The 9,774-nt window shown below is 41.6% G+C and carries 10 protein-coding genes and 1 pseudogene; 1 reads left to right on the top strand and 10 read right to left on the bottom strand.

Going from position 1 to position 9,774, the window contains the following annotated elements:
• The coding region (locus RT445_RS19110) for an EamA family transporter (protein ID WP_313471312.1) at positions 1 to 289 on the top strand (289 nt) is incomplete at its 5' end.
• A 34-nt stretch (positions 290 to 323) separates the two neighbouring features.
• On the opposite strand, the gene RT445_RS19105 is transcribed toward RT445_RS19110, so the two are convergent.
• The 10 genes and pseudogenes from RT445_RS19105 to RT445_RS19060 all read right to left on the bottom strand — a co-directional run.
• Positions 324 to 1,313 carry a sensor histidine kinase gene (locus tag RT445_RS19105; RefSeq protein ID WP_312506233.1) on the bottom strand — a complete coding sequence of 330 codons (990 nt, stop codon included), beginning with the start codon at positions 1,311 to 1,313 and terminating at the stop codon, positions 324 to 326.
• Positions 1,310 to 1,981 (bottom strand): response regulator transcription factor, encoded by a 672-nt coding sequence (locus RT445_RS19100; protein WP_274796829.1) that lies wholly within the window; start codon positions 1,979 to 1,981, stop codon positions 1,310 to 1,312. Before RT445_RS19100 ends, RT445_RS19105 begins: the two co-directional genes overlap by 4 nt.
• A gap of 1 nt (position 1,982) precedes the next feature.
• Complete coding sequence (locus RT445_RS19095) at positions 1,983 to 2,966, bottom strand: alpha/beta hydrolase (protein ID WP_274796828.1); 984 nt, start codon at positions 2,964 to 2,966, stop codon at positions 1,983 to 1,985.
• 130 nt (positions 2,967 to 3,096) lie between these two features.
• Positions 3,097 to 3,474: a DUF3221 domain-containing protein gene (locus tag RT445_RS19090; protein ID WP_274796827.1), complete on the bottom strand. Its 378-nt coding sequence runs from the start codon at positions 3,472 to 3,474 to the stop codon at positions 3,097 to 3,099.
• A 113-nt stretch (positions 3,475 to 3,587) separates the two neighbouring features.
• Entirely contained in the window at positions 3,588 to 4,010 is a 423-nt protein-coding gene (locus RT445_RS19085; protein WP_274796826.1) for a DUF1801 domain-containing protein, read from the bottom strand.
• 40 nt (positions 4,011 to 4,050) lie between these two features.
• Positions 4,051 to 5,862: an ABC transporter ATP-binding protein gene (locus tag RT445_RS19080; RefSeq protein WP_312506239.1), complete on the bottom strand. Its 1,812-nt coding sequence runs from the start codon at positions 5,860 to 5,862 to the stop codon at positions 4,051 to 4,053.
• A complete protein-coding gene (locus RT445_RS19075) occupies positions 5,859 to 7,592 on the bottom strand; it encodes an ABC transporter ATP-binding protein (RefSeq protein ID WP_312506355.1) in 1,734 nt (577 codons plus the stop codon). Before RT445_RS19075 ends, RT445_RS19080 begins: the two co-directional genes overlap by 4 nt.
• A gap of 161 nt (positions 7,593 to 7,753) precedes the next feature.
• Positions 7,754 to 8,176, bottom strand: a complete 423-nt coding sequence (locus tag RT445_RS19070) for a hypothetical protein (RefSeq protein ID WP_313471310.1) — start codon at positions 8,174 to 8,176, stop codon at positions 7,754 to 7,756.
• A gap of 48 nt (positions 8,177 to 8,224) precedes the next feature.
• Positions 8,225 to 9,265: a ribonucleotide-diphosphate reductase subunit beta gene (locus tag RT445_RS19065; RefSeq protein WP_274796822.1), complete on the bottom strand. Its 1,041-nt coding sequence runs from the start codon at positions 9,263 to 9,265 to the stop codon at positions 8,225 to 8,227.
• Between the two features lie 12 nt (positions 9,266 to 9,277).
• Positions 9,278 to 9,774: pseudogene (locus RT445_RS19060) on the bottom strand (ribonucleoside-diphosphate reductase subunit alpha); the annotation flags it as partial.

Genomic DNA, 9,774 nt, shown 5'->3' with positions numbered 1-9,774 from the left:
TGCACTCTTTATGAAGGAATCGTTTTTCGATTATTCAGCTTCGACATGGTGGGCCCTTGTAGGATTAGCCGTCATTGCCACGATTTTCGGCCAAACTATTTTTAATTGGCTATTAAAATGGTTAAGTACTACGGTCATCTCCATGAGTATTTTAGGAGAAACGATTGGCACATGTATACTAGCCTATTTCATATTAGATGAGATGATTTCGGTGCAACAAGGTGTTGGTATTCTAGTCATTTTACTAGGCCTCGCCCTCTTTTTATTGCAACAACGTAAATCAGCTTAAATGGAAAAACAACGGCAAAGGCTGCCGTTGTTTTTTATTCGTGTGTGAAGCGGAAGGTAGTACCATCCTTGTTTGATTGTAAGAATGCTTCAATATGTAACGTCTTGGCAATATCTTGAATGATTTTCAGTCCAAGTCCGTCATGCGCATCGTTAGGCGTAAAGCCGATGCCATCATCAGACATGATGACTTGCCCATCTTTTATAATTACCTCTAGCTTGGATGCTTGTGCATGCTTTAACGTATTTTGAAAAACATTATCAAATAAACGCTGGAGCCATAATTCATTGCTTATCCAGATTACATGCGCATCTTCAGGATGAAAATGAAGGGCAATATTTTGCATGCGATATAAATAACGCCATTTCTTTATCATCGTTGTTAATAGCTGTGCAAGCTGTACTTCTTCCTGCATAACAAAGGCATTTTCGCTTGTGTCAAAGGACTGAAGCTGAAATTCATTCGTTAAATTTGTTATATAGTGAATTTGTTCAGTTAACGATTCCACCAATTTAGGCTGCTCCTGCAATTGATCTTCTAGATAAAACAATTGCAAACGAATAGCTGTTAGTGGTGTATGGATGTCATGTCGTAATTTTTGTAGTAGCTCTTTTTGCAGCTCCTGCTGTTGTGCTAGCTCTAATTCTCGGTATGTTGTACGCTCAATTAGGAGATTAACTGATTGAATCAGCTGGCCGATCTCATCTTCACTTGTGACAGCTAGCGTTTCTGGAATGCGCTCATTACTTGCCAACTCCCGGATTGTGTTGTTGAGCATGGTGATTTTTTTCAGTAAGGAATGAATCGATGTTGAAAACAACAAAGCTAATAAGGCAAAAGAAATGACAAACGCAAATAGCATAAGCGGATAGGCAAATGACTCATGAAAGGGAGTCCCATCATTTTTCATTTTAAAAGCTTTATCGTAAAGAATAGACATTGTCACACTAATACCTAGTATCACCAACGGTACACTTACAATTGCTAAAAATAATAAAGTACGGTATTTGTTTTTTAAGGTCATTTTTTGATGTAGGTATTCAGCCGATACCCTTCCCCATAAATATTTTGTAAGATAGTACCTGCTGGATCGTGTAGCTTTGTTCGTATTTTTTTAATATGGACATTGAGAAGATTATGATTGCGTTCATCTAGTGGCCACAAATAGTCGAAAAAATGGTCCTTTGTTAATACTCTATCGCGGTGATCAAATAAATAAAAGAAAATTTTGCGCTCAATTGCTGTCAAGGCGATCTCCTCATGGAGACTCTGATAAAACACTTTCCGCCGTTCCCCATCAATAAATAAATGCTGAATATGTGTAAATGTACCATAATGCTGAGTCAGCATTTTTTTCATCCTTAGCAAAAGCTCTCTTGGGTCAAACGGCTTTGTCATATAATCCTCTCCAACCGTTAAGCCCTCTAGCTTACTTTCAATATCATTCCGTGCCGAGAGAAAAATGATAGGAATGTTTAAGCCTAATCGTTTAATAGTTTTGCTTATTTGATAGCCATCCTCTCCTGGCAGCATAATATCCATAATGACTAAATCTACTTGCTGAATCAGCGCCATTACATCTTTGCCATCTGTTTTCCAGACAGCTTCATAGCCCTCACGCTGCACTATTTTTTGTAGTAAATCACCAATCATCGCATCGTCTTCCACAATTAAAATCCTAAATCCTTGCATCTTATCGACCTTTCCTGTTAGCATTCGTTGTCATAAATTCCATCGTTAGTTGATAGATTTCATCAGGCTGATAAAGATAAATGCTATGTGTACCACTTACCTCTTTTACCTCTGCATGAGTGAATTGCTTCGCAAAATCAGTATAATCCTGCCTATTTTGCTTCGTATATATTGAATCTTTCTTTTCTTCCGCAATGGCATCAATTAGTAATACCGGCGTATTTTTCGGCTTTGGAAGCTGTTCTGATTGTAAACTATTTTCATAGACCTGTAACAGCTCATTTTTCATAGCTTCATTAAAAAATTGCTTAAAGGACAATGCCTGATATATTTTCTTTTCCTCGGCAGTTAAAAAAGACATGTTCAGCACTTGTGGATTATACACCTGTGAGGGCATAAGTCGATGGAAGCCAATTTTAGTGGCTAGGTGCATGCCCTTTATCATCCATCTATCGACAGTCCCCATTTGATGCTTGATATATTGACTAGGTAAGCTAATATCAAGTGCGATGATGCCCTTTACTTCCTCTGGATATTTTTGTGCCCAGTAAATAGCTTCAAGCCCAGAGATCGAATGAGGGACGAGTGTATAAGGAGGCTGAAGACCACTTTGCAGGAGGGCTTCTCTTGTTTGCGCTAGAATCGTATCAATGTCTCTTTCATCATGGGCTATATCGCTATAGCCATACCCTGCACGATCCACAACAGCAATTTGATTGTGCTGTGAAAACTTGCGATAAAGCCCTTTGAATTCATAAACAGGTGCTGCAATGCCTGATCCAGCCATAAAGACATACGTATCCTCGCCTGAACCCTCCTGATAAACATGGATGTTTTGCCCATCGACGTTCACTAGTGTGCCGTTAGGTTGTAATATGGCAGATTCCTTCTGTACTAAAGTATAGTGGTAAATGCATACGATCGCGATGCCAAGCACGAGCAATGCCCCAAAGTAAACAAACCATTTCTTTACTTTCTTTTTCATACGCTTCTCCTTTCCGTTGATACTTGCAAGGATACACGTTAAAAATAAATTTCTAATTAATTTTTGCGGGAAATCCGTAAAAAAACTCAACCCTTTGGCACTTCTTCACCAAATGATTGAGCTGTTATTCTTACTTTTCGATTAATTGGATCGTAGTTGCAGTACCCTGCGCTGGGTATGACTCAAGATAAGTACCAGTAGTCCAAATGGCTACTCGATCACCAATGGTAAAATCACTCGTATCTGAATAAGACACAATAAAAGCATTTGGCATGGCCAATTCTAAAATTTCGCGTTTACTTAATGCAAGGTCTTTTTCCGCAACATTCCAAACAACTGTAATAGACTTCTCTGTTTTGTCGATTATAATTCCTTCTATATCTGCAACCCTTTCCCTATCATTTGATGATGCTTCATCTACTATATTAGGTTCATTATTTTTCCCTGCACAACCCCATAAACTTAAGGATAAGAATAACAAAAGGATCATAGAACTTAGTTTACGCAAATGAATTTCACCCGCTTTCTACTCTCTATCCTTTTAGACGTACTCAATTTAGTATCGTTACACATATTGATACATAAAAGCTGCCTACATAGTGATAGGCAGCTTTCTTTGTGCTAGGCTTCTGGATAGGTTTTTCGTAAAAAAGCGATGGATTGTTGTATGAGTGCTTTTAAGATAGCTTCATCCACGTCAGCAAGTTTATTAATATAAACACAGGCTTTTCCCGTTGTATGCTTACCAAATTGCTGCAATAGCTGCTCTCGCTCAGAATCACCTGGAGCAAAATATAGACTAATTTTTGCTTTGCGAGGAGAGTATCCAACAAGTGGTGCATCGCCTTCATGGCCTGTTTGATATTTGTAGTGATAATGACCAAACCCGATAATACTCGGTCCCCACATTTTAGCATCGTAGCCTGTGACCTCTGTAAAAATATCTAATAGTCGAAAGGCATCCTCCCGCTTTTTCGGGTGGTCTACACTCTCGATAAATTCAATGACACTTGCATCCGTTTCTTTCGTCTTTAATTCGTACATCCTAATCCCTCGCTTTCAGAAAGAATATCTCTATTATTCCCTATTCTACCTGCTCTAACAATAGCTTTTGCTGTAGATGACGATAAATCCCCTGTTGTTGCATGAGCTCATGGTGACTGCCTTGCTCGACAATTTCACCCTGCTGAATTACGAGTATTTGATCCGCATTCTCGATTGTTTTTAAACGGTGCGCTATAACAAAGCTTGTGCGGCCCCGCATTAAATGCTGTAAGCCCTTTTGAATATCGACCTCCGTTTGTGTATCCACACTCGATGTCGCTTCATCCAAAATTAAAATATCAGCATTTTCTAAAATAGCCCGAGCGATCGCAATTAACTGTCGTTGTCCCTGACTTAAATTAGCACCGCCTGCCTGGACTGGAGTATCGTACTGTGCTGGTAAATATTTAATAAAATGATGGGCATTGGCGATTTTCGCCGCTTCGACGACTTCTTCATCTGTCGCATCGAGCTTCCCAAAGCGAATGTTTTCTCGGATGGTGCCGGAGAACAAATATGTGTCCTGTAAGACGACACCGACTCTTTGACGAATGCCCGCCATTTGATAGTGCTCGATATTGTGCCCATCAATCAGAATTTCACCTTGATCCACGTCATAAAAACGCGTCAGTAAGTTGATAATCGTTGTTTTTCCAGAGCCTGTTGGACCAACAAGCGCGATCGTCTCCCCTGCCTTCGCATGGAAGTGAATGTTTTTTAGAACAGGCTTATCTGGCACGTAGCTAAATGACACTTGCTTGAAAACAACATCTCCTTTTAACGACGACGCCTCGATAGCATTTGGTACATCACTTACTTCTGATGGTTCATCCATAATCTCAAAGACACGCTCTGCTCCAGCAATGGCAGATTGAAAAGTATTTAATAGATTGGATAACTGATTCAGCGGACGGAAAAATTGCCTTGTATAAGTAACAAACGCTGCAATGATGCCAACCGTCACAACACCTTTTACAGCTAAGAAGGCTCCTGTTCCAATGACGACAGCTAAGCCTAAATTATTCATAAAGTTATTAATAGGTCCAAGTAAGCCCGAGGTAATTTCTGCTCGCTGGGCTGAGTTTCGTAGGTTTTCATTTTGCTGATGGAAGGTGTCAATTGTTTGCTGCTCCTTACCAAAAAGCGTGAGCACCTCTGCTCCTGTAATCATTTCCTCGATATAGCCGTTGAGCTTACCAAGATCTCGCTGACGTGCTGCATAGTTTTTACTACTGCGTTTAATAATCTGCTTGGTCGTGAAAACAATTAGCGGAATAATAATTAATGTCACGATCGCTAATTGCCAGCTTAATGTGAACATAGCGATACTCACACCAATCACCGTTAAGATGGATGATACGATTTGTGTGACACTTTGAGCCAGTGCCGTGTTTAAATTATCAATATCATTTGTGACACGGCTCATTAAGTCGCCAAGCGCACGTTGATCAAAAAATCGTAATGTCAGCGTTTGAAGCTTTTGAAATAGGTCCAGACGTAATGTCCGAATGGTTTTCATGGCCACTTGAATCATGACATACGTTTGTAGCCATGTCAGAATAGACGCAACCGTAAATATGACAGCCAACACGATGCCAAGACGAATCGTTCCATCAATATCCTTTTTTATAATATAGTCATCAATAATATGGCCAATCATGTAAGGTCCTGCAAGACTTAAAAATGTAGAAGCCATGACAAAGAAGATGGATAAAAACAGCCCTAATTTTTGCTGTTTCACATAGTGCCATACTCGTGCTAGTGTTGCTTTTTGATTTTTTGCTTTCTCAGCTGGCGCTCCCATGCGTGGACCACGTCCAAAATTCATTTGCTTTGGTTGACTTTGACTCATCCTTGTTCACCAGCCTTTTGCTGTGACGCGTAAATTGCTTGATAATGTGTATTTGATTGTAGTAGTTGCTGATGGGTTCCTTGCCCAACAATGCCGCCATCCTCTAGAACCAAAATGACATCTGCTTGCTGAATAGAGGCAATTTTCGAAGCCACAATGATCGTCGTTGTATCTTGATACTGTGTGGCAATTGCCTGCTGAACATGTTGCTCTGAAGCACTATCGAGCGCAGAGGTTGTATCATCAAGCACTAAAATGGCAGGCTTGCGAATGAACGCACGACTTAAAGCAAGGCGCTGCTTTTGCCCCCCTGATAAATTCGTAGCCCCCTGTGACAATTCATGGGCTAAGCCTTGATCAAGACGCTCCACAAACTCACTGGCACACGCCGCCTCTAAGGCCTGTTGAATCTCCTCCGCAGTCGCATCGTCCTTGCCGAGTCGTATATTTTTCTCAATCGCACCTGAAAACAGCAGGGCTTTTTGTGAGGTAAAGCCAATATGCTCTCGTAGCGTTGATAAGGAGTAGGCTTTTAGTGGTTTACCATCTAAGCGAATTTCCCCAGCTGTTGGATCAAACAAGCGAGGCAACAGCTTTACCAGTGTTGATTTACCACTACCTGTTTTCCCAATAATTCCTACCGTTTGCCCCGGCTTAACAGAAAACGAAATGTTTTTAAGGACATCCTCTGCTGTCTCATAGTAACGATAGCTTACATGATCAAAGTCAATCGCTCCTTTAATGGGGTCTGTCAGCGGCTGTTGTGCTTCCTTAACAGCAATGTCTTTGTTTAACACATCGACAATCCGTTCTCCAGATGGCAATGCTCGCGCAATTTGCATGAGTACCATACTTGAGGACATCAGCCCATTTAAAATAATCGTTAAATAGTTAATAAAAGCGAGAATAACCCCAACTTGTACAGTACCTGCTTCTACCTTGATTGCGCCAAGCCAAAGCGCTGCAACAATCCCCAGATTGACAACGAACATCGTAAAGGGCACCAATACCCCAACAATTTGCTCAGCGGTAATAAATCGTTTCGTTAGCGTATGATTTAAATCACCAAACTGCGCCACCTGTTGCGTCTCACGGCGAAAGGCTTTGACCACCCGGATACCAGCCAAATTTTCCTGCAGCTTTGTATTGACCGCATCAATAGCCTCCTGCACACGACGATATAGCACGCCCGAATACTTTGTGAAAAAATACATGGCGATAATCAGCAATGGCACAATAATAAGGAGGATGGAAAAAAGCTCCCGCGCTGTTACAAACACAATAATGACTGCCCCAATAAACAACAGCGGCCCTCGCACAAAAATACGCAGCGTCATCATAAACGCCCGCTGCATACTTTCCACATCACTCGTTAAAATGGTGATAAGCTTCCCTGTCGTAAACGCATCTCGCTCCTTAGCCGAATACGTCATCATCTTCTCATACAGAGCCTGCCGAACATCCGACGCAAAATGAATCGCCGCCTTCGAGCTATAGTAGGAGCAACCAACCCCACCAACAAGCCCAAGTACTGCACTGCCGAGCATTAACACAAACATATTCAATACATACTGATGATCGCCTTGGACAATCCCCGTATCAATCATATGCTGCATAATGGTCGGCTGAATTAAATCCATCGTCACCTCCAACACCATCAAAAGAGGTGCAATCAACGTGAAAAATTTATAGGGCCCCAAATACTGCCCTAACTGTTTAACTGCCTGCATACCTTCGTCTCCGTTCTTTTTAAATCCCATTCGTTCCTCATTATAACTGAAAATCATTCCCATTTGGCAATAATTTTTCGAGTCACGTAATATTCTGGCCTCGTCGAAATGGATGAGTGGGTTCTGACTTTTGAGCTGGGGCCATTCACTTTCGGGCGGAGTCAAGCCTTTGATGAGCGGGGTTCTCTCGCTTTGAGCGGAGTCATCCTTTCTTTGAGCGGCTGCTTCAAATTTTTGAGCGGGGTTACCCTACTTTGGAGCGGGGACAACCCTTTTATGAGCGGTTGCTTCACACTTTCGAGCGGGTTCATCCTTCCTTTGAGCGGCTTTCTCTCATTTTCGAGCGGGGACAACCCTTTTTTGAGCGGTTGCTTCACATTTTGAGCGGGGTTACCCTTCCTTTGAGCGGTTTCCTCTCTCTTTCGAGCGGATTCACCGTTCCTTTGAGCGGTTGCTTCACACTTTCGAGCGGAGTCCCCACCTATCATGTAAGCTGCTTCCTTCAAAGAGAAGGCTCCCCTTCCACCGAGCCAATCAACCAATATCGAGCGAACACTTCTCAACCTCGTAACGATTCCACCCAAGTAAAACACCCCCATGCAAGTGGGCATGGGGGTGGTGTGACACGATGATTACAAATCATCAAAGCCGTTATCTTCGACGTTGACTTTGACATATTGGCGGGAGCGTTGCTCGAAGAAGTCGGTTTTGCCAAGGTCTACATCTTCATAGGCTTTAATCCATTTTAATGGATTTTTGCGGTAGCCCTCGAATGGACGGTCTACGCCAAGCTGATTACAGCGAACATTGGCATAGAAGTGGACATAATCATGGACGTCCTCAACATCAAGGCCTTCAATTTTATCGCCGATGACTTCATTGGCCCAATCGATTTCTAGTTGAACGGCTTCGCGGAAGATTTCCTGAACACGAGCCTGACGTTCAGGTGTATCGTATTCTGGATATTCCTCTAATAATTCTTGATAAATTTTCACAAATAAATCGACATGGAGCTGCTCGTCACGATTAATATAATTGATCATTGTAGACGTAGCGACCATTTTTTGATTGCGTGCTAAATGATAGAAGAAGGCAAAGCCCGAATAGAAGAATAAACCCTCTAAAATGACATCATAAATAATGGCCTCAAGCATATTTTCGACAGTCGGCTCCTCTGAGAAAGCCTGGTAGCCTTTTATAACAAAATCATTGCGTCGTTCTAGAACAGGCTCTGTACGCCAAAAATCAAAGGTACGATCCTGCTCATCCTTGTTGACGATACTGGAAAGCACATACGAATAGGAATGATTATGAATAACCTCTTGCTGCGCTAAGATAATCATTAACGCATTTAAACTAGAATCCGTTAAATAATCGGCTACCTTACCTGCAAAATCAGTTTGCACACTATCTAATAGCGCTAATAAACCGATAATTTTTAAAAATGATTCTTGTTCATCTTTCGTCAGCTCAGGGAAATGCTTAACATCATTGCTCATATTAATTTCAAATGGTGTCCAGAAGTTTCCTAGCATTTTTTTATATTTAGGGTACGCCCAGCTAAAGCGGACATCATCCCAGTTTAAAATATTGGAGGAGCGCCCATTAACGATACCTGTAGAACGGTTAGGTGCTTCCTTATCCATAATTTGTCGTTTCGTAATCGTTGTCATTGTTTTTTCCTCCTAGCTTGCACAAGACTCACATTCTAATAATTCTACTGATGTGGAGCGTACATAATAGGTCGTTTTCACACCACTTGCCCAAGCATTCATATGCAGTGCCAGTAAATCCTTTGCTTTAATCGTATTTTGAACATATAAATTTAGTGAAATGCCTTGGTCAATGTGGCGAGCACGGGCTGCATTTTGTTTGATTGTCCAATTTTGATCGATGAAATAAGCTGATTTATAGTACCAAGTCGTTACGGGTGATAAATCTGGTACCGTCACAGGAATTTTGTAATCCTTCTTCTCTTCTGAGTAGCTCTTTTGGAAAATCGGATCAATTGACGCCGTACTTCCTGCTAGAATCGATGTCGATGAGTTAGGGGCTACTGCCATAACATAGCCATTTCGCATTCCCTCTTTCGCCACTGCCTCACGTAAAGCATTCCATTTGTCGCTGTCATAGCCGCGCTTTTCAAAATAGGCACCTGTTTGCCAATCAGAGCCCTCGAATA

The sequence above is a fragment of the Lysinibacillus sp. genome (assembly GCF_032093475.1).
Classification (GTDB): domain Bacteria; phylum Bacillota; class Bacilli; order Bacillales_A; family Planococcaceae; genus Lysinibacillus; species Lysinibacillus irui.
This window is presented reverse-complemented; position numbering and strand designations above follow the sequence as displayed.

Excerpts from the sequence above, each read along its gene's own strand:
- RT445_RS19075 (WP_312506355.1), bottom strand. The coding sequence starts at position 7,592 with ATGCAGGCAGTTAAACAGTTAGGGCAGTATTTGGGGCCCTATAAATTT.
- RT445_RS19100 (WP_274796829.1), bottom strand. The coding sequence starts at position 1,981 with ATGCAAGGATTTAGGATTTTAATTGTGGAAGACGATGCGATGATTGGT.
- RT445_RS19080 (WP_312506239.1), bottom strand. The coding sequence starts at position 5,862 with ATGAGTCAAAGTCAACCAAAGCAAATGAATTTTGGACGTGGTCCACGC.
- RT445_RS19095 (WP_274796828.1), bottom strand. The coding sequence starts at position 2,966 with ATGAAAAAGAAAGTAAAGAAATGGTTTGTTTACTTTGGGGCATTGCTC.
- RT445_RS19085 (WP_274796826.1), bottom strand. The coding sequence starts at position 4,010 with ATGTACGAATTAAAGACGAAAGAAACGGATGCAAGTGTCATTGAATTT.
- RT445_RS19065 (WP_274796822.1), bottom strand. The coding sequence starts at position 9,265 with ATGACAACGATTACGAAACGACAAATTATGGATAAGGAAGCACCTAAC.
- RT445_RS19105 (WP_312506233.1), bottom strand. The coding sequence starts at position 1,313 with ATGACCTTAAAAAACAAATACCGTACTTTATTATTTTTAGCAATTGTA.